Genomic DNA, 18,401 nt, shown 5'->3' on the forward strand with positions numbered 1-18,401 from the left:
ATATCTGGACAAAAACTCCTCCAGCCTTACTGATCCACCATGGAGTGTTTTACGTGAAAATCGCGCTTGACCCCACCCCGTTCCACCACTCGCACAGCCTGCTTGAGTTTCCGAAAGTGGTGGCCGATCTCGGATACAAGTACATGCAGATGACTCCGCACGCGGACTTCATCCCCTTCTACAACCATCCCAAGGCCGATGATGAACTGGTGGGCCAGCTCAACAAGGCCTGCAGGGATGCCGGTATCGAGATCGCCTCCGTCCTGCCCGTACTCCGCTGGTCCGGCCCGGACGAGGATGCCCGCGAAGCGGCCGTCCGGTACTGGAAGCGTGCCATCCAGATCACCGTGGACCTCGGCGTCAGCACAATGAACACCGAGTTCAGCGGCCGACCCGAGAAGGCGGAGGAGTCCGAGCGGGCGTTCTACCGCTCCATGGAGGAACTCCTGCCGATCATCGAACGGGAGGGCATCGACCTGCTCATTGACCCGCACCCTGACGACTTTGTCGAGGAGGGGCTGGCCGCCATCCGGGTTATCCGCGGCTTGAATTCGAAGAACGTGGGCCTGGTCTACGTAGCCTCGCACAGCTTCCATATGAAAAACGACCCGCTGGAGATCATGCGTGCGGCGGGGGACAAGCTGCGCCTGGTCCATGTTGCCGACACCATGGACCACCATGCTTCCCATGGTCTCCGGTACATCACCAACCCGCCGGGCAATCCCGTCCGCGTGCACCAGCACCTGAAGATCGGCGACGGCGACGTGAACTGGGACGAGTTCTTCGGCGGCCTCAAGGAAATCGGCTTCCTGGACAAGGACAACACGGTGATGGTGTCCAGCGTCTTTGCAGAGGACGAGCACGCCGGGGAGGTCTCCCGGTACCAGCTGGAAACCATGAATCAGTACGTCCAGAAGGTCAGCCTATGAGTGTTCCCGGCCCGGCCGGGGCCATCAAAAGCCGGCAGCCGTCCAACCACAAGCGGGCGCTCCGGACCGCAACCATTATCTCCACCTTCGGCGGCCTGTTGTTTGGCTACGACACCGGTGTGATCAATGGCGCGCTTCCCTATATGCAGGAAGACCTCGGGCTCACCCCTCTGACCGAGGGCCTGGTCACCTCCTCCCTCCTGTTTGGAGCAGCCTTCGGTGCACTGTTCGGCGGCCGCCTGGCCGACCGGAACGGCCGCCGAAAGATGATCATGGTCCTGGCGATGACCTTCCTCGTGGGAACGCTGGCCTGTACCTTCTCGCCGAGCACGGAAGTGATGATCGCAGCCCGGTTCGTCCTGGGACTGGCCGTGGGCGGCGCTTCCGTCACCGTCCCCGTCTACCTGGCCGAGGTTTCACCCAGTGCGCGGCGTGGACGGATCGTCACGCAGAACGAACTGATGATCGTCACCGGGCAGTTGTTGGCCTTCATCTTCAACGCCTACCTGGGCAACACCTTCGGCGAAACCGGCGGGATTTGGCGCTGGATGCTGGTGATTGCCACCCTGCCCGCCATAGCACTGTGGATCGGCATGACCTTTATGCCGGAAAGCCCAAGGTGGCTCGCCTCGATGGGCAGCTTCGGCGAGACGCTCAGCGTCCTGCAGCGCATCCGGTCCGAGGAGGAAGCCCGGAAGGAGTTCGAAGAAGTCAAGGCCATGGCCGTGGAGGACTACAAGTCCAAGATGGGCTCGTGGAAGGACCTGGGTGTTCCCTGGCTGCGCCGGATCTTCGTCGTGGGAATCGGGCTTGCGGTGATCCAGCAAATCACCGGAGTCAATTCGATCATGTACTACGGAACCCAAATCCTTGCCCAGTCCGGCTTCGCCCGGGAGGCTGCGCTGACCGCCAATATTGCCAACGGCGTCATCTCCGTCCTCGCCACGTTCGTGGGGATATGGCTGCTCGGCAGGGTGGGCCGGCGCCGGATGCTTATCACAGGGCAGATAGGCACGACGACGGCGCTGCTGCTGATCGGCCTGTTCTCGCTGATCCTGCCAGAAGGCTCAGCCCGTGGTTTCGTGATCCTTTCCCTGACGGTGACGTTCCTTGCCTTCCAGCAGGGTGCCATCTCCCCGGTGACGTGGCTGATGCTCTCCGAGATCTTTCCGCTGAAGATCCGCGGGCTCGGGATGGGCGCCTCCGCCTTCGTCCTGTGGACCGTCAATTTCATGGTGGGCTTCGGATTTCCGCAGCTGCTGGCGGCGATCGGCCTGTCCAGCACCTTCTTTGTGTTCGCCGTGCTTGGAGTAGGAGCCATTGCCTTTGCCGCGAAGTTCGTCCCGGAAACCAAGGACAAGAGCCTTGAAGACGTGGAGCACTACTTCAAGAACGCCGCCGCTGTGAAGAATGAAGCAACTGCCGACGTAGGAGCCTCCTAGCTCACCGCGTTACACGCCGGCCTCAGAAGCACCCTTGTCCTCCCGGACGAGGGTGCTTCTGCGCGTTGAGGGGGCGCTTGAAATCGCTGCAAAAGCGATCATTTTCGCACTCGAAACCGCACATTACGTATTTACATACTAATGTCAGGACAAAGTATTGACATGTGTGGTTCAAGTCACGATGATCGTACTAAGCACATTCCGGAAGCCGCACCGTGGCAGCCCGGAGCTGAAATCAAAGGAGATTCACGTGGCTCAATTTTCTTGGCGCAAGGCAACCCTGGTGGCAGCTATTGCGCCGATGCTGGCCCTGAGTGCATGCTCGAGCACCGGCGGCAGGACCGAAGAGGCCGGCGGCGCGGGCGGAGGGGGGCAGGTCGCCACAACAGAACGCATGAAGATCGCCCTCATCACCCACGCCGCTCCCGGTGACACCTTCTGGGACATCCTCCGCAAGGGCGCCGAAGAGGCCGCCGCCAAGGACAACGTTGAATTGCTCTACACCTCGGATCCTGAGGGTGGACGCCAGGCCCAGCTCATCCAGCAGGCCATCGACCAGAAAGTGGAAGGGATCGCCGTCACCCTCGCCAAGCCGGACGCACTCAAAGACGCCCTGAAGAAAGCTACTGACGCCGGCATCCCCGTCGTCAGCCTGAACTCCGGAGCGGATGTGTGGCAGCAGGTAGGCGCTTTCACCCACTTCGGATCCGACGAGAACCTCGCCGGCGCTGCTGTTGGCGACAAGCTCAACTCGCTGGGAGCAAAGCGCCCCATCTGCGTGATCATGGAACAAGGCAACGTGGCCCTGGATGCCCGCTGTGCCGGCGTCAAGTCCAAGATCCCGGCGACCGAGAACCTGTTCGTCCAGGGCACGGACATGACGCAGGTGTCCTCGACCGTCAGCGCGAAGCTCCAGGCCACTCCGGATGCAGATGCCATCATCGGCCTCGGAGCGCCCTTCACGCTGACCATCCACAAGGCAGTGGAAAGCCTGGGCCTGGCCGACAAGGTGAAGGTTGCGTCCTTTGACATGAACGGTGAACTGGCCCAGGCCATCATCGATGGCAAGGTTGCCTTCACCGTGGACCAGCAGCCGTGGCTCCAGGGCTATGGCGCCATCGACGCCCTGTGGCAGGTCAAGAGGGGCGGCATTCACGTAGGTGGCGGGCTCCCGGTTCTGACCGGCCCGTCGATCATTGATCAGGCCGCGGCTCCTGACGTTCTCAAGTTCGCCAAGGAAGGCATCCGCTAAGGATGACTGAGCCGGGTTCCGGGGCCTTGCGGCTCCGGAACCCGCCTAGCAGGAGAAACCCATGACACAGACACTTACCAAAACATCTACCGTCGTCACCGATGAACGCATCGGCAAACGCAACCCGCTCCAGAAGCTGCTCGCCCGCCCCGAGGTCGGCGCCCTGGTGGGCGCCATCGTCCTCTTCATCTTCTTTGCCTTGGTGTCCTCGACGTTCACCCAGCCCAATGCGCTGGCTACCATCCTCTACGGCAGTTCCACGATCGGGATCATGGCGGTAGGGGTGTCGCTGCTGATGATCGGCGGGGAGTTCGACCTTTCCACCGGTGTCGCCGTGATCTCCTCGGCACTGACGGCCTCGATGTTCAGCTGGTACTTCAGCACCAATGTCTGGGTGGGGGTCCTCCTGGCTCTGCTGGTGTCCCTGGCCATCGGCTACATCAACGGGTGGATCCTGATGAAGACCAAGCTGCCCAGCTTCATCGTCACCCTGGCTACCTTCCTGATGCTGACCGGCCTGAACCTGGGCCTGACCCGCATGATCGGCGGCGGTGTTTCGTCCCCCTCGATTTCGGACATGGACGGCTTCGCCTCCGCCCGCGCGGTGTTTGCGTCTTCAGTGCGGATCGGCGGGATAGATGTCCAGATCACGGTCTTCATCTGGATCGCCCTCGTCGCCGTCGCCACCTGGGTGCTGATGCGGACCAAGGTGGGGAACTGGATCTTCGCCGTCGGCGGAGACGAGAACGCGGCCCGTGCCGTGGGCGTTCCGGTCAAAGCCACCAAGATCGGACTGTTCATGGGTGTCGGTTTCTGCGGCTGGATCCTGGGCATGCACAACCTCTTCGCCTTCGACACCGTGCAGTCCGGTGAAGGTGTGGGCAACGAGTTCCTTTACATCATCGCCGCTGTGATCGGCGGATGCCTGCTCACCGGCGGCTACGGCTCAGCGATCGGTGGTGCGATTGGCGCCTTCATCTTCGGCATGGCCAACAAGGGCATCGTCTACGCCCAATGGAACCCGGACTGGTTCAAGTTCTTCCTCGGCCTGATGCTGTTGCTGGCCACCATCGTCAACCTCATCGTCAAGCGCCGCGCGGAACTGAAGTAAGGGGTCCAGAGATCATGAACGCACAAGAGATCAACCAGCAGACGCTGCTTCAGAACGAAAAAGATCCGTTGACGCACACCCCGGTGCACCTGCTTTCCCTGGACGGGGTCGGCAAGCATTATGGCAATATCGTGGCCCTCCGGGACGTCACCATGGCCGTGGACAACGGCCGCGTCACCTGCGTCCTGGGAGACAACGGCGCCGGCAAGTCCACACTGATCAAGATCATCGCGGGACTGCACCAGCACGACGCCGGGACGCTGAACATCATGGGGGAGGAACGGAAGTTCGGTTCACCCCGTGACGCCCTGGATGCCGGAATCGCCACCGTCTACCAGGACCTGGCGGTAGTTCCCCTGATGCCGATCTGGCGGAACTTCTTCCTCGGCTCGGAACTGACCAGCGGTTTTGGTCCTTTCAAGAGCATGGACGTCCAGAAGATGAAGGACATCACCAAAAAGGAACTGGCTGAAATGGGCATCGACCTCCGCGACGTGGAGCAGCCCATCGGCCAGCTCTCCGGCGGTGAGCGCCAGTGCGTGGCCATTGCACGCGCCGTCTACTTCGGCGCCAAGGTCCTGATCCTGGACGAGCCGACGGCGGCGCTTGGCGTGAAGCAGTCCGGCGTGGTCCTGCGCTACATCCTGCAGGCCAGGGACCGGGGACTTGGCGTCATCTTCATCACGCACAACCCGCACCATGCCTTCCCCGTGGGGGACCGGTTCCTGCTGCTCAAGCGCGGCAAGTCCATCGGTTACTACGACAAGAAGGACATCACCCTGGACGAGCTCACGGCCCAGATGGCCGGCGGCGCCGAACTTGCCGAACTCGCCCACGAACTTGAGCAGCTGGGCGGGCACAGCGATGTGGTCAAGGAAGTACAGGCCGAGGTGGCCGACGTCGCCCACACCACAGAGATGCCCAAGGAAGGGGCCGCACGGCACCTCTAGCAGGAGCGACGCGGTGCCCGCCGGACATGCGGACGGGCACCGCCGACCGGCATTGGCCCAATCGAACGAACAGCAGACAGGAAGTCAACATGCCGATCCGGGTGGGCGTCATCGGCGCCGGTGTCATGGGCGCAGACCACATCAAAAACCTTTCATCCGCAGTCAACGGCGCAGAAGTCACCTTCGTGGCAGACCTCGACGCCGCGCGTGCAGCGGCAGCCGCGCCGCCGGCGGCCCGGACTACCACCGATCCCTCGGAGCTGATCAACTCCAGTGAGGTGGACGCCGTCGTTATCGCTTCGCATGACTCCACCCATGCGGGACTGGTGCTGGAATGCTTCGAGGCCATGACACCGGTGCTGTGCGAGAAGCCCCTGGCCCCCACGCTCCTGGAGAGCCTTGAAGTGGTGGAGGCTGAGGCCGACATCCTTGCCGCGACCGGTGCCAGGCTGCTGTCCATGGGCTTCATGAGGCGTTTCGATCCCGGTTACACCGCCTTGCACGAATCCATCCGGCTCCGCAGCTACGGCGAACCGCTGATGGTCCACTGCACCAGCCGCACGGTCGAAGCGGGACCTGGCAGCAGCTCGGAATCGGCCATCACCAATTCGGCCATCCACGAGTTCGACATCATCCCGTGGCTGATGGGCACGCCCGTCACCGAAGTCTCATGGCAGGCGGGGCGCAGCTCCCGGCACAGTACCGGGGACCTGCAGGATCCCGCGCTGATGCTCCTGCGGACGGCCGATGGCGCCCTGGCCACCCTCGAGCTGTTCCTGAATGCGCAGTCCGGCTACACCACCAGGTGCGAGGTCGTGTCCGAGTACGGTTCGGCTGCCCTGCCGAAACCCGCAGCGCTGGTGGTCCACCACGAGGGGCAGCAGCGCTTGAGCATTCCCGCGGACTGGCGCCCGCGCTTCGCCGACGCCTACCGCCTCCAGCTCCAGGCCTGGATATCCGCCCTGGAACGCGGCGAATCGGCCCCGCTCGCCACCGGCGAGGACGGCCTGCGGGCCTCGCAGGTGGCCCAGGCCATGATCCGTTCGCTGCACAGCGACGGATCCTTCACGAAGGTGATCTACTGATGGCTGCTCCCGTCCTGCCGGCCCCACGCGTGCCGGATTCACAGGACGCCCCCTCACTGCGGTGGGGCATCATGGGCCCCGGCTGGATCGCCGAACGGTTCACGGAATCCGTGCAGGCCCATTCACGCCAGGTGATTGCCGCCGTCGGATCCCGCTCCCTGGAACGCTCCAAAGCGTTCGCCGACCCCCATGGCGTGCCTGCCGCGTATGGAAGCTACGAGGAGGTGGCTGCAGCTGCCGATATCGACATCGTTTACGTCAGCACCCCGCACAATGTCCACCACCATGCCGCCCTGCTGGCCCTCGAAGCAGGAAAACACGTCCTGATCGAAAAACCGGTCGGACTCAACGCCAGACAGGCGCGGGACATCGCCGCGCAGGCCAGGGCTGCCGGCGTCTTCGCGGCCGAAGCGATGTGGACCTTCTTCCTGCCGAAGTACGACGTCATTCGGCAGGTCCTCAACGGAGGAATGCTGGGGACCGTGACCACCGTGGTGGCGGAGTACGGGGAGTATTTCAACCGCACCCACCGGATCTTCGATCCAGAGCTGGCCGGGGGACCGCTGCTGGACCTCGGGACGTATCCCTTGGCACTTATTACCGAAGTCCTAGGCGCCCCGGACCGGATGCATGTCCTGGGCCAGCAGCACCAATCAGGGGTCAATGCCCAGCTTTCGGCCATCATGGGATTCCCGGGAGGGGGCAATGCAGTCATGAACACGCAACTGCATAACTTCACCCCCACGGCTGCCACAATTGTGGGCTCCCGGGCGACACTGGCCATCGACGGCCCGTTCAACATGCCCGGCAGCTTCCATGTGCGGTTCCCTGACGGCACACGGCTGCATTACAACGAGCCCGCGGGCGGGCACTTTGAGGGCCTGCACTACGAGGCCGCGGCCGTTGCGCGTTCCATCGCAGCCGGACAGCTGGAAAGCCCCCAGCGTCCGCTGGACTCCTCCATCCGAACCATGGAAGCAGCCGACGAAATCCGCCGGCAGCTCAGCATCACCTTCCCTGGCGAAGACAATTCGCCCTCCTGATCCCTTGTTGTACGCTCCATCGAAAGGACGAGCCATTGGCTTACATCTCCCAGCAAAGTGCGGTAGCACCCGTACCGGTACGCATCGGACTCATCGGCTCAGGCTGGATGGGTGCGTTCCATGCCGAGAGCGTTGCCCGCCGCGTCCCCGGTGCCGCCCTGGCGGCCATCGCGGACCCCAACATTGAGTCCGCGCAGAGCCTGGCCCTGCAGCTGGGTACCGCCAAGGTGACGGCCAGTGCCGATGATATTTTCGCCGATCCGGAGATCGACGCCGTGGTCATCGCCAGCCCGGCCCGGTTCCATTCCCCACTCATTGCCCAGGCGGCCGCCGCCGGGAAGCACATCTTCTGCGAGAAACCGGCCGGCCAGTCCCTGGCGGAACTCGACGCCGCGCTCGCGGCTGTGGAGCAGGCGGGCGTGCACTTCCAGATCGGATTCAACCGCCGGTACGCCGATGGCTTCCGGGCAGCGAAGGAAGACCTCGCCGCAGGAGTAGCAGGAACCCCGCAACTCCTGCGCTCGCTGACCCGCGATCCCGGGACCGGAAGCATCCCCAACGCCGCCAGGGTTCCGGCATGGACCATCTTCCTGGAAACGCTTATCCACGACTTCGATACCCTCAACTGGTTCAACGAGGGGGCTGAGCCCATCGAGGTGTACGCCGTGGCGGATGCCCTCGTGGAGCCATCCCTGCGCAACCAGGGATTCCTGGACACTGCAGTAGTAACCATCAGGTACAGCAACGGTGCCATCGCCGTAGCCGAGGCGAACTTCAGCGCACTTTACGGGTATGACGTCCGTGGCGAGGTGTTTGGCTCCAAAGGCATGGTACAGGCGGGCCGGACCACCGAAACGGAGGCCCGGCGCTACACCGCCGGGGGACTCTCGGCGGATACGCCACGCCTCAACGTCGAGCTGTTCCGCCAGGCCTACACGGACGAACTCGTGGACTTCGCCGCGGCCGTTCAGGCAAAGCGCGACGGCGGGTCCCCGCCGCCGTCGGACATCACCCTTACGCCCGGCGCCGCCGACGCCCGCCGCGCCCTGGCCATGGCACTTGCCTGTATCGAATCGGTGAAAAGCGGCGCTCCGGTTGCCGTGACCGAAAAGGCGGCCGTCTGATGCGGCTGGCGGTCTGCGCGGAAATGGTCTTCCTGGACTTTCCGTTCGAGGAGCGGGTACGGCGGATCCACGAGGCGGGATTCGACGTGGAACTCTGGGATTCCCGGCACAGGGACATTCCCGCGCTGGCGGCCACCGGGGCCGTCTTCTCCTCCATGACCGGCTACACGTCCGGCAGCCTGGTGGACCCGGACACGGCCGATCACGTGGTGCAAACAGCCGAATCGCTGATCCCTACCGCCCTTGAGCTCGGAGTCAGCCGGATGGTGGTGCACCCTGCCGAACTCATCGACGGCGAGGCCGCCAGGCCCGTCTTCCGTACTAGCGGGAGGATGTGGAGCACCGGTGCCAGGACCCTGGAGCGGCTTGGCAGGCTGGGCGAAAAACACGGCCTCACGTTCTGCCTGGAAAACCTCAACACGGTGCTTGACCATCCGGGCATCCCGCTGGCCCGCGCCAAGGACACCCTTGCGCTCGTGGAGGCGGCCGGGCACCCCAACGTCAAGCTCATGCTGGACCTGTACCACGCGCAGCTCGGGGAGGGGAACCTCATTGAGCTGGTCCGCACTGCCCTGCCGCATATCGGCGAAGTCCAGGTGGCGGATGTTCCCGGACGCTGCGAGCCAGGCACCGGGGAAATTAATTACGCAGCTGTGGCCCGTGCCCTCGCTGTGGCCGGCTATCAGGGCACCGTGGGCATGGAGGCCTGGGCGAAGGATGACAGCAACGCAGCCCTCGACGCCTTCCGGACCGCCTTTACCGTCTATGCAGAGGAAAAAGCATGAAAAACGTAACGCTTGGACTGGTCGGAGTGGGCCGGATCGGCGTGATGCATGCCAACAACATCGCGGCCCTCAACAGCGTTTTGAATCCGGAGGGGATCAACGTGAGTCTCCGGCTGACGGACGTGGCTGAAGAGCATGCCCGGCGAGTAGCCGCGGGCCTGGAGGCGGAGTATCTGCCCTCGGTTGACGGACTGCTGGCCTCGGGAGTGGACGGCCTGGTGGTGGCCACCGGCACCGCCACCCATCCCGAACTGATCAAGGCGGGAGTGGACGCCGGCATCCCGGTTTTTTGCGAGAAACCCGTGGCTATGAACGTTGCGGACGCCCTGCCGGTGCTGGACTACATCCGCGATAAGAATGGCATTGTGCAGGTTGGCCACCAGCGCCGGTTCGACGCCGGCTACCTGGAAGCCAGGAGGGCTTACCGGGCCGGCGAGCTGGGATGGATCCACTCCTTGCGTGCGGTGACCTGCGACATGGCCCCGCCTCCCGTGGAGTTCCTTGCAACCTCAGGCGGGCTCTTCCGCGACTGCTCGGTCCACGACTTCGACATCCTGCGCTGGCTGACCGGCCGCGAAATCGTTGAGGTCTACGCCAAAGGCTCGAACAACGGCGACCCGGCCATCGCCGAAGTCGGGGACGTGGACACCGCCCTGGCCCTGGTCACGTTCGACGACGGCACGGTGGGGACAGTGTCAGCCACCCGCTACAACGGGGCAGGCCATGATGTCCGGCTGGAAATCCAGGGCTCCCGCCGCTCGCTCATGGTGGGGCTGGACGATAAAACGGCGATGGTGTCAGCCGAACCCGGCGTCACTTTCCCTTCGGGCGGGCCGCACAGGACCTTTGCCGAGCGCTTCGACCAGGCGTACCGTTCCGAGATGGCCGCTTTCGTAGAGCTTGTCCTGGGCCAGCGGGACAACCCGTGCACCCCCGAGGACGCTGTGGCCGCCTCCCGGGTGGCCGATGCCGCCCAGGAGTCCCTGGCCAGCGGCCTTCCGGTGCGGGTGGCAGGAGCGGTGGCCAACCACCTGTCCTGAGCCGCACCGAACCCGTTCAGTACACCGCGTGCAGCTTGGGGAGCGCGTCAACCAGGGAGCCAGTTCAGGGATCTCCTTCGCTGCCGCCGCCGCCAAGCGGAGCAGCGCCGGGCCGCGTCCGGAGGCTGAAGTGCCAGCGGACCGCAAGGACGCCCTGCAGGTGTGAGTTTTTGTCCAGATATGCAGGGCTGGAGGCCCTTGAAGTCTGCATACCTGGACAAAAAATCCAGCTGGATCGCGGGATGTGCGGGCGCTTAGGCGCCGAACGGGAGCCGCGGGTCGATGTCCTGGCCATCCCAGGTCTGGCGCACCCAGCCGTGGTGGGGGTCGTCGCTGATGAGCCATTCGCGCACGGGCCCGGGGCCTGCCATGACGTTGAGGTAGTAGAGGTCGTATCCCGGCGCAGCCATTGCGGGACCGTGCCAGCCGTACGGCACCAGGACAACGTCACCGGTGCGGACCTCCGCCGAGACGTCGATGGGGCGCTCGTCCGAGGCGTAGACGCGCTGGTAGCCGATTGCGTCCGCATCCGCCGGCGCCGCTGACCCATTGGCCACCCGCGTCTCAAAGTAGTAGATCTCCTCGAGGTGCGTCTCGCCGTCCTTCTCCTCATCGTGCTTGTGCGGGGGATAGGAGGACCAGTTGCCTGCGGGAGTGAGGACCTCGCAGACAATGAACCGGTCGGCCTCGAGTGCGGCCGGTGTGCCGAAGTTGTGGACCTGGCGGGAGCAGTTGCCCGCACCGCGCAGCTCAACCGGGGTTTCGGCGGCGGTTACCAGCCGGGTGGGGTACGCGTCCCTTGCCGGGGCCGTGGCAACCGCTACCCTCCCGCCGTCGGCCGAGGTGATGCTTACGGCGCGTCCGGTGCCCGAGTACAGAACGTCGCTGGGGCCGTGGAACACGGAGTCGCGGCCGCCCAGCCGGTATTCGGTGCCGTCGACCGTAACCGTGAAGGATCCGTTGAGGGGCACCACGATGCGTTCCTCACCTGCGGCGGGAAGGACGATGTCGTCCCCGGCGGCGAGCGTGGCCACCTTCAGTCCGGTATGTGCCCAGCCGTCCACGGACAGGGAGGAGTCCGAAGTTCCGATGGAAACGTCCCACTTGCCGTCGGTGGCGGTGCCCAGGGGATAGACCCAGTTGGTCATGGAGTGTAGCTCCTTGCGTCAGCGCTGTACGAGTGTCATTTCAAAACTGTAGGAATCCCCGCGGTACACGTGGTGTCCGGTTTCCACGCGCCGGCCGGTGTCATCAGTGGCAGTACGCTCCATGGTGACCAGCGCGGACCCGGGTGCGGTCTCGAGGAGTGAGGCCTGGTAGTCGTTGGCCACCACGGCGCCGATCCGCTGGTTGGCGAGGCGGAAGTTCACACCGCCGCTGCGCAGGATGGCGTAGAGGCCCTCAGCAGACAGTGCGGCTTCATCCATTTCGGCTATGTCGTCCCGGACCCAGTTCTCCATGAGTGCCAGCGGCTTGCCCCCCACTTTGCGCAGGCGGGTGAAGTGGTAGACCTTGGAACCGGCTGGCAGCTGGAGGGTTGCCAGCGTGGCGTCGTCGGCCTCCACATGGGCGAAGCTCAGGACGTCGGTGGTGGGCTTCTTGCCATTGTTGGTGAGGTCGTCGTAAAGACTGGAGAGCTCAAGCGGGCGGCGCACCTGGCTTGAAACCACCTGGGTTCCGACGCCGCGCTTGCGCACCAGCAGCCCGGACCTGACCAGTTCGTCCATGGCCTTGCGCATCGTGGGACGGGAGAGGTTCAGCTGGGCCGCGAGGTCGATTTCGTTGTCAAGTCGGCTGCCGGGCTCCAGGACGCCGCTGAAGATCGCGGCTTCGATCCCCTGCACCACCTGGTGGTAGAGCGGGACGGGGGAGGAGCGGTCGATGCTGAGACCCAGGTTGTGCGCCACGGTACTTCCCTCATGTTCCTTGTTGCGGGACGTCTTCGCCCGGGTGGGGCGCGAACGGCCGCCTTGCCGCTATATGTTCGCTTGATAGGACATACTTTTTTGCTGCTTCGATCCTAGCAGTCGTGCCATCCGGGTCAAGGGGAGCGCCGGAAGCAGCGCAGGGCGTCCGGCATTGCAATAGGTTTGGACGGTGAACCTTTCCGGAAACGTGGGCCCCCACCCGCACAACCTCGAAGTGCAGGAGCTGGACAGCTTCGACCGGCTGGTCGGCGCCGGCGCGGTGGACATGCGCGGCTGGCACGCGCAGTCCCTGGACTTGCGGGGGAGGACCGATGCCCTGCAGCGCCTCCACGTGGAGGGCGCCATCTTCCTCGGCTGCACGTTCGACGACGGCGTGGAGGACCTGCTGCGGCGAAGGGGAGCGCTGATCTTTCCGCGGCTGGAGACTGTGCCGTTCAACCCCTACCGGGCGGCCTTGTATTCGCCCGGGGAACTTTACGCCGGACTGCCCGGCGCCCCGTACGAAGCCCTTCCGGACGCGCGTATCTACCAATGGAGCATCCAGCCAGGCCTGCGGCACCGGCTGGATGCAACCCTGGCCTCGGCGCTGCATGACCACGCCATCGGCGATGCCCTGGGCGACGCCATCCGGTCAGGCCCGTTCCAGGGCCGGACCATGGTGGGTGTCATGGGCGGACATGCCGCGCAGCGCGGCAGCAGCGGCTTTGCCCAGGCTGCCCAGCTGGGCAGGCTCCTCGCGCGGGACGGACACGTAGTGGCCACCGGAGGGGGACCGGGGGCCATGGAGGCGGCCAACCTCGGTGCCTACCTCAGCGAAGCGGACGACGACGGCCTGCAGGCTGCGCTGGACCTGCTGGCCTCCGTCCCCGGGTTCCGTCCCTCGGTGTCGGCGTGGGCGCGGGCGGCTGCCGCCGTCGTCGAACGCTTTCCGGGCGGGACGCCGTCGCTCGGCATCCCCACCTGGTTCTATGGGCATGAGCCGCCCAACTACTTCGCCACGCATATCGCAAAATACTTCGCCAACGCCATCCGGGAAGCGATCCTCCTGGAGCTGTGCACAGGAGGGATCGTGTTCCTGCCCGGCGCCGCCGGCACCGTTCAGGAGATCTTCCAGGATGCGTGTGAAAACTACTACGGCGCGCGGGAAAAGGTGACGCCCATGGTGCTGGTGGGCCGGCACCACTGGGAGCGCCAGTACCCTGCGTGGCCCATGCTCCAGAGCCTGGCGGCCGGCCGGCCGATGGAGGACCGGATTTTCCTGGTGGACACGGTCCAGGAGGCGGTAGAGGTACTGCGGCTGTCCCCTTAGTACCTGGAGCAGCCGCCGGTCAGAGGTCCTTCCGGCACTGCGCCTTGCTGAGCTCATAGAGCCCGTTGAGGTCCCCGGCAGAGAGCCCCTCGGGGGTGCCGATTTCGGGATACATCAGTTGGGTGGGGTCATCCACGTGGTCGAGGCCCATCACGTGGCTGAGCTCGTGCAGGATCACGGCCCGCGCATACAGGTGGCCGTCCGGGTTGAGCAGTTCGTCGGCAATCTGCGGTGCGTCCAGGTCCAGGCCGCCCGTGACGAAGGCCCTGGGGCCGTCGTCGTAACTGAAATGGGTGCTGCCCCCGGTTCCGATCACCTTGCCTTTGAGCTGCGGCGCAACGTCCGGCGTTGTCCAGGCGATGAGCAGCGGAGCCCAGCGCTCGCCGTAGGCCTCGGGCTGGTAGGGCGGACGCTGCGGGGACGGCTGCTCTGCGGTGGTGCCGTCGTAGATGAACCGGATACCGGTGGCGGCCGAGATGGTGGCGATGGATTCCGTGACCAGCTGCTGCGAGCCTGCCGGCGCGAGATCGTCATTAATGACATAGTGCAGCGGCCTGCAGGGGGAGTAGCCAACCGGGCTGCCGTCCCCGTTGACGGCCAGGAAGCGGTAGGAATCGCTGCCCAGTGGCGGAGGATTGGCGGCAGACAGGGGAACGTCCGACTCCTCCAGTCCCGGGGGCGGCGCGCCCATCCGGCCTTCGGCCCGCGGCGGCTGGCCGGCTTCCCCGGAAGGGCCCGCGTCCTGCTGCCCGGCGGACTGTCCGTTTCCGGGGCCGATCCGGACATCCAGCAGTTCTTTGAAGCGCGGGTCATTCAGTGCCAGCGCTGCTCCGAACACGGCGCCCGCGGTGAGTGCCGCGGTTAGCAGCAGTTCCAGGCCCCGGCGCACGCCCAGGCGGGCTTTGGTCCCTGCATGGCGTGACGCTGCGCGGCGCGGCGGCCGGGCCTCCACTAGGCCACGACGGTGCCGAAGGCCAGCCCCAGCAGGTAGGTGATGGCCGCCGCGCCCAGCCCGATGGCCAGCTGGCGGAGTCCACGCGTCAGGGGCGATGTGCCGGAAAGCAGGCCCACCGTGGCGCCGGTGACCAGGAGGGCGAGGCCCACCAGGAGGCCGGCGGCCACCAGGGCGGCGACGCCGGTGAGGCCAAAGAGGAACGGCAGGATGGGCACGATGGCGCCGGAGGCGAAGAAACAGAAGCTGGATAGTGCCGCGCCCCAGGCGGTCCCCACGGCCTCGTGCTGGTCCTCGATATCCGGCAGTTCCGGTTGCAGCGACAGGCTGGGATCGCAGTCGCAGGGCAGCAGGCCCATGCGTTCAGCCACGCGGTGCTCGGCTGCCTCCTGCGTCATGCCCCGGGCCAGGTACACCAGCAGCAGTTCGTTGTGCTCAAGGTCCAGCTTGGGAGCCGCCACCAGGGTGACCTGGGTGGGGCGTGTTGCCGCGAGCAGTTCCCGCTGGGAACGGACGGAGATGAACTCGCCGGCGCCCATGGACATGGCACCGGCCAGCAGTCCGGCGATTCCGCTGAGCAGCACCACGCTGCTGGCAACGCCGGAGGCCGCCATGCCCATGACAAGGGAAAGGTTGCTCACCAGGCCGTCATTGGCGCCGAACACAGCGGCGCGGAAGGTGCCCGCCAGGCGGTTGCGCCCCCGGGTTGCAAGCCCTCGAACCACTTCCTCATGGATCTGCTCGTCCGCTGCCATCGCATCCGTGGCGTTCGGGTCCTTGGCATACGGGGAGCGGCCTTCCGCGCGCTGGGCCAGGGCAAGCACGAACACCGACCCGAAGTGGCGGGCCAGGAAGCCCAGCATGCGGCTCCGCAGGGATGCCCGCCGGGGCTTGCCCGCACGGTCACCCAGCAGGCCCAGCCAGTGTGCTTCATGGCGGCCTTCGGCTTCGGCCAGGGCCAAGAGGATGTCGCGCTCTTCGCCCTGGCGGTTCTGTGCCAGGTCCCGGTAGACGGCGGCTTCGGCCCGTTCGTCAGCCAGGTACTGCCGCCACCGCTTGACGTCCGACGGCGAAGGCTGGGCCTGGTGCGCGTGCTCGGCCGGTTGCCGGGCCGGGGAAGGTTGCGACGCTTGTGGCGTGGGCGGGCGGTTGGACTCGGCGTGCTGAGACACGGAAACTCCTGGGCTGGATGGGGCATGGTGCGGCCCCATTGCAGAGCAAGCTTACTGCGAAAATCTGCGGATTTTTGGCAGGTATTCCTGCCTTGGGTATTTCGGCTTGCCTTAATCAGAGTGGTATCCCCAGGTCCCCTGACGCGCTATTGACCACCCTGCGGCGCGGTGCTGTGATGAAGGTGTGGCGCGGCCAGCGCCCTCACTGAAAGAGCACGTCAGGCGAACAAACGGAGGTTCAATCATGAGCACCACCGGACAGCACCCGGACATGCCGCACCTGGATGCCGTAGAGGCGGATCCCGCCTATGACTACGCCGAGGATGCACCGGTAGTTGAGGACGACTGGGATACCGAGGACGACCTTCTGGACGAGGAGGAGCCGGTGGTCCAGGTGCCTCCCGTCGTGGTCGACGCCGAGGACCGTGTGGTCCCGCTGGATGACCCTGATGAGGTCCGCGAAACCGACTAGCGAACCCGGGCAGGACATAACGACGGCGGCACCCCGCCTTCGCCGGAAAGCGAAGGTGGGGTGCCGCCGTCGTGCGCCTCTGTTGCTGTTGTCCTGGCCTGCCGGGGCGATGCCCGTGCCCCGCTTCCAGATGCCCGGGGCCGTGGGCCACGCGTGCAATGAGGCGTCACAGAAGGGGCAGGCCATTAGTATTGCTCCAAAGTGGAGCCGGGCTGCCGGCCATGAAAGGTTCGTAGATGAAGGCACTGCCAGTTGAGCCGAGCAACGTTCCGGTGGCCATCGGTTCGAGGATCCGGGCCGCCCGGCAGTCGCAGCGGTTGACCATTGAGCAGGTTGCTGACGCGACGGGGCTGACGAAGGGATTCCTCAGCAGGGTGGAGCGGGACCTTACGTCCCCGTCCGTGGCGTCCCTGGTCACGCTGTGCCAGGTTCTCTCGGTCTCCATCGGCGACCTCTTCGCGGCACCCGAAACGCACCTGACCAAGCGCAATGACGGGCCGCGGATTTCGCTGGGCGGCCAGGGGATCGTGGAACGGCTCCTCACGGCGCGTTCGGAACGGCGCGTCCAGATCATCCAAGCCTGCATCGAACCATACGGCCGCGGGGAATCCGAGCTCTACGCCGTGGACTGCGACGTTGACGTCCTCCATGTGATCAAAGGCAACATCCGGCTGATCCTCACCAACGAGGAATACGACCTCAGCGCCGGGGACACCGTCACCTTCCCGGGCCGGGAGCCGCACACGTGGATCAACCCCACCGACAAGCCCGTAGAGGTTCTCTGGGTCCTGGTTCCGGCCGCAAGCCGCTAGCCGCCTTTTGGTCCGCCGCGTGCGTTCCGTCCCGGTTACTTACGGCGGCACGTTGTGCGGACGCCCGTTCTGTGGGAAGCCGACCCGCCCAAGGGCTGTTGGCCAGCAGTAACTGGGCTGGAGTGCACGCTATTCACTGGGCCGTACCGTAGCGGGCCGCCAGCACGGCCTTAATTTCCGCCAGGACCTGATCCGGGCTGAACCACACGTGCTCCGGCATGTAGCGCAGGACGGCATACCCGTTGACGGCCGAGGTGTTGTTGCGGTTCCGGTCCCGGAGCAATCCTCCCGTTTGGAGTGGAACGCGTAGCCGTCAATCTCCACGATGAGGAAGCCGTTGGGGAGGAAGTCCACCCGGCCAATCCCGGGCAGGAAGACCTGCGCCTCGTATTTGATCCGGTTGCCTCGGAACAGGTGCTTCGCATCGACTTCAACAATGGATTCGGCCCGCAGGTCGAGTTCCCGAAGTGCCCGGAGTGCTGTTCCGGAGCGGTCTGCCCGCAGTTCGCGGGCCAGCAGTTCCGGGGATACACCGTGCAGGCGGATTGCCGACGTCGCCATCGCGGTGGACGCCGGCGGCGGGAGGCATCCCAACGCATGCAGGGCTACATCTTCCACTGCGGCTACCGGCACGAACGGATGCCCCTCGAACCTGACTGTGCGGTGGCGGACAAAGCCGCTGCCGTGGCCATGGTTGCAGGCCAGGTGGAGCCTTGAAGGTGACTGCCTCAGCCAGAGCCCATAGTGGGCGGCGGCGCTGGCACAGCTGAGCCGGCCGTTGTGCCGAATTGCCGACTGGTAGTCCTCGTCGCAGCCCGGCAGGACAAAAATCCCGCGCCTGGGCTGGTTGGCTCCGGACTCCCTGAGCCGCAGCAAGTCCCGGCGCGAGAACCCGGCATGGAGGAGTTGGGCGGATCGCGCAACTCCGCCGGTCTTTTGCAGATACTCAAGAATGTCCACATCGCCATCTGATCGCCGCAGCTGCCGCAAGGGAA

At 65.2% G+C, this 18,401-nt stretch carries 20 protein-coding genes; 15 read left to right on the forward strand and 5 right to left on the reverse strand.

Annotation, left to right across the window (positions count from 1 at the left end; translation table 11 throughout):
* Positions 1–53 precede the first annotated feature (53 nt).
* The 11 genes from ACIQF4_RS14195 to ACIQF4_RS14245 all read left to right on the forward strand — a co-directional run bounded on the left by ACIQF4_RS14195 (position 54) and on the right by ACIQF4_RS14245 (position 10,927).
* Entirely contained in the window at positions 54–929 is an 876-nt protein-coding gene (locus tag ACIQF4_RS14195) for a sugar phosphate isomerase/epimerase family protein (RefSeq protein ID WP_400516374.1), read from the forward strand.
* Positions 926–2,371, forward strand: coding sequence for a sugar porter family MFS transporter (locus ACIQF4_RS14200; RefSeq protein WP_400516373.1), 1,446 nt, complete (start codon positions 926–928; stop codon positions 2,369–2,371). The genes ACIQF4_RS14195 and ACIQF4_RS14200 overlap by 4 nt, the downstream gene beginning before the upstream one ends.
* 250 nt (positions 2,372–2,621) lie before the next feature.
* The gene (locus ACIQF4_RS14205) at positions 2,622–3,623 is read left to right on the forward strand and encodes a substrate-binding domain-containing protein (RefSeq protein WP_350004798.1); all 1,002 of its coding nucleotides are present in this window, start codon (positions 2,622–2,624) and stop codon (positions 3,621–3,623) included.
* Between the two features lie 61 nt (positions 3,624–3,684).
* Entirely contained in the window at positions 3,685–4,734 is a 1,050-nt protein-coding gene (locus tag ACIQF4_RS14210; RefSeq protein WP_400516372.1) for an ABC transporter permease, read from the forward strand.
* A 14-nt stretch (positions 4,735–4,748) separates the two neighbouring features.
* Positions 4,749–5,684 (forward strand): ATP-binding cassette domain-containing protein, encoded by a 936-nt coding sequence (locus tag ACIQF4_RS14215; protein WP_400516371.1) that lies wholly within the window; start codon positions 4,749–4,751, stop codon positions 5,682–5,684.
* A gap of 89 nt (positions 5,685–5,773) precedes the next feature.
* Entirely contained in the window at positions 5,774–6,769 is a 996-nt protein-coding gene (locus ACIQF4_RS14220; RefSeq protein ID WP_400516370.1) for a Gfo/Idh/MocA family oxidoreductase, read from the forward strand.
* The gene (locus ACIQF4_RS14225; protein WP_400516369.1) at positions 6,769–7,812 is read left to right on the forward strand and encodes a Gfo/Idh/MocA family protein; all 1,044 of its coding nucleotides are present in this window, start codon (positions 6,769–6,771) and stop codon (positions 7,810–7,812) included. Before ACIQF4_RS14220 ends, ACIQF4_RS14225 begins: the two co-directional genes overlap by 1 nt.
* A gap of 35 nt (positions 7,813–7,847) precedes the next feature.
* Positions 7,848–8,936 carry a Gfo/Idh/MocA family oxidoreductase gene (locus ACIQF4_RS14230; RefSeq protein WP_400516368.1) on the forward strand — a complete coding sequence of 363 codons (1,089 nt, stop codon included), beginning with the start codon at positions 7,848–7,850 and terminating at the stop codon, positions 8,934–8,936.
* Positions 8,936–9,721, forward strand: a complete 786-nt coding sequence (locus ACIQF4_RS14235; protein ID WP_400516367.1) for a TIM barrel protein — start codon at positions 8,936–8,938, stop codon at positions 9,719–9,721. The genes ACIQF4_RS14230 and ACIQF4_RS14235 overlap by 1 nt, the downstream gene beginning before the upstream one ends.
* Positions 9,718–10,761, forward strand: a complete 1,044-nt coding sequence (locus tag ACIQF4_RS14240) for a Gfo/Idh/MocA family oxidoreductase (RefSeq protein ID WP_400516366.1) — start codon at positions 9,718–9,720, stop codon at positions 10,759–10,761. The genes ACIQF4_RS14235 and ACIQF4_RS14240 overlap by 4 nt, the downstream gene beginning before the upstream one ends.
* A gap of 28 nt (positions 10,762–10,789) precedes the next feature.
* Positions 10,790–10,927, forward strand: coding sequence for a hypothetical protein (locus ACIQF4_RS14245; protein WP_400516365.1), 138 nt, complete (start codon positions 10,790–10,792; stop codon positions 10,925–10,927).
* Between the two features lie 88 nt (positions 10,928–11,015).
* Here the strand turns inward: ACIQF4_RS14245 and iolB are convergent, their stop codons facing one another.
* Both iolB and ACIQF4_RS14255 read right to left on the reverse strand, forming a co-directional pair.
* Positions 11,016–11,909, reverse strand: a complete 894-nt coding sequence (gene iolB / locus ACIQF4_RS14250) for a 5-deoxy-glucuronate isomerase (protein WP_350003973.1) — start codon at positions 11,907–11,909, stop codon at positions 11,016–11,018.
* A gap of 18 nt (positions 11,910–11,927) precedes the next feature.
* A complete protein-coding gene (locus ACIQF4_RS14255) occupies positions 11,928–12,668 on the reverse strand; it encodes a GntR family transcriptional regulator (RefSeq protein ID WP_350003972.1) in 741 nt (246 codons plus the stop codon).
* A gap of 190 nt (positions 12,669–12,858) precedes the next feature.
* Here ACIQF4_RS14255 and ACIQF4_RS14260 point away from each other — a divergent pair, with 190 nt between their 5' ends.
* The gene (locus tag ACIQF4_RS14260) at positions 12,859–13,998 is read left to right on the forward strand and encodes an LOG family protein (protein ID WP_400516364.1); all 1,140 of its coding nucleotides are present in this window, start codon (positions 12,859–12,861) and stop codon (positions 13,996–13,998) included.
* A gap of 19 nt (positions 13,999–14,017) precedes the next feature.
* On the opposite strand, the gene ACIQF4_RS14265 is transcribed toward ACIQF4_RS14260, so the two are convergent.
* Both ACIQF4_RS14265 and ACIQF4_RS14270 read right to left on the reverse strand, forming a co-directional pair.
* Positions 14,018–14,950, reverse strand: coding sequence for a matrixin family metalloprotease (locus ACIQF4_RS14265; protein ID WP_350003970.1), 933 nt, complete (start codon positions 14,948–14,950; stop codon positions 14,018–14,020).
* The gene (locus tag ACIQF4_RS14270) at positions 14,950–16,122 is read right to left on the reverse strand and encodes a VIT1/CCC1 family protein (RefSeq protein ID WP_400516363.1); all 1,173 of its coding nucleotides are present in this window, start codon (positions 16,120–16,122) and stop codon (positions 14,950–14,952) included. The genes ACIQF4_RS14265 and ACIQF4_RS14270 overlap by 1 nt, the downstream gene beginning before the upstream one ends.
* Positions 16,123–16,366: 244 nt before the next feature.
* On the opposite strand from ACIQF4_RS14270, the gene ACIQF4_RS14275 reads away from it, so the two are divergent.
* Together ACIQF4_RS14275 and ACIQF4_RS14280 are read left to right on the forward strand one after the other, a co-directional pair.
* The gene (locus ACIQF4_RS14275; RefSeq protein ID WP_188811155.1) at positions 16,367–16,594 is read left to right on the forward strand and encodes a hypothetical protein; all 228 of its coding nucleotides are present in this window, start codon (positions 16,367–16,369) and stop codon (positions 16,592–16,594) included.
* A gap of 236 nt (positions 16,595–16,830) precedes the next feature.
* Positions 16,831–17,406 carry a cupin domain-containing protein gene (locus ACIQF4_RS14280; protein ID WP_350003968.1) on the forward strand — a complete coding sequence of 192 codons (576 nt, stop codon included), beginning with the start codon at positions 16,831–16,833 and terminating at the stop codon, positions 17,404–17,406.
* Positions 17,407–17,539: 133 nt separating this feature from the next.
* Here ACIQF4_RS14280 and ACIQF4_RS14285 read toward each other — a convergent pair whose 3' ends face one another.
* Positions 17,540–17,689, reverse strand: coding sequence for a DUF559 domain-containing protein (locus tag ACIQF4_RS14285; RefSeq protein ID WP_400516362.1), 150 nt, complete (start codon positions 17,687–17,689; stop codon positions 17,540–17,542).
* Positions 17,690–17,703: 14 nt separating this feature from the next.
* Here ACIQF4_RS14285 and ACIQF4_RS14290 point away from each other — a divergent pair, with 14 nt between their 5' ends.
* Complete coding sequence (locus ACIQF4_RS14290) at positions 17,704–18,123, forward strand: hypothetical protein (protein WP_400516361.1); 420 nt, start codon at positions 17,704–17,706, stop codon at positions 18,121–18,123.
* Positions 18,124–18,401: the final 278 nt, after the last annotated feature.

Origin of the sequence: Pseudarthrobacter sp. NPDC092202 (genome assembly GCF_044755505.1) — a bacterium.
Classification (GTDB): Bacteria; Actinomycetota; Actinomycetes; order Actinomycetales; family Micrococcaceae; genus Arthrobacter.